Here is a 615-nt window from a genome sequence, read left to right on the forward strand (position 1 = left end):
ACCCGCCAGCGTCACGTAATCGCTGTTGCCGACCACCGTCGCCACGTTGCCTATTCCGGTCAGAACCACCATCGTGCCGGACTGCCCCGACACCGTGCTGCCCGTCCCGTTCAGCGTCACGGTATCCAGGGTATTGTTGACCGACACCGAGTTGCCATTGCCGTTGATCGTCAACGCGTTGGAATAGGCGCTGACCACCACGCTGCTGCCGCTGGTGTTGAGCGTCTCTCCGCTCCAGCCATTGGCGAGCGTGAAGCTCGCCGCGTTCGTCGTCGTGATCGTGCCCCACGCGCCGGTGCCGCTCAACGTCACCACGTCGCCGGTGCCGTTCAGCGATAGAATGCCGTTCGTCCCGGTCAACGTCACCGTCTCGTTGTTGCCGTTCAACGTCACTCTGTTGGTCGAGCCGCTCACCGTCACCTGGTGGCTGTCGCCGGTCAGCGTCACCGTGTTGTTCCAGCCATTGACTGTCACCACGTCGCTGTTGCCCGTCGACGTAACCGCGTCGAAGCTGCTGTTCACCGTCAGCGTCTCGTTGCTGCCGGTCAGCGTCAGGATCTCCTGGCTGTTGTTGAGTGCCACCGAATTGCCATCGCCCAGGATCGTCACCGGCGC

General features: G+C 63.1%; 1 protein-coding gene. It reads right to left on the reverse strand.

Translation table 11 applies throughout. The features are described from left to right. Nucleotides 1-615 (reverse strand): DUF3060 domain-containing protein (locus tag TSA1_RS40530; RefSeq protein ID WP_210421943.1); only part of this gene is annotated, 615 nt, incomplete at both ends.

This window comes from Bradyrhizobium nitroreducens (genome assembly GCF_002776695.1).
GTDB classification, from domain to species: Bacteria; Pseudomonadota; Alphaproteobacteria; order Rhizobiales; family Xanthobacteraceae; genus Bradyrhizobium; species Bradyrhizobium nitroreducens.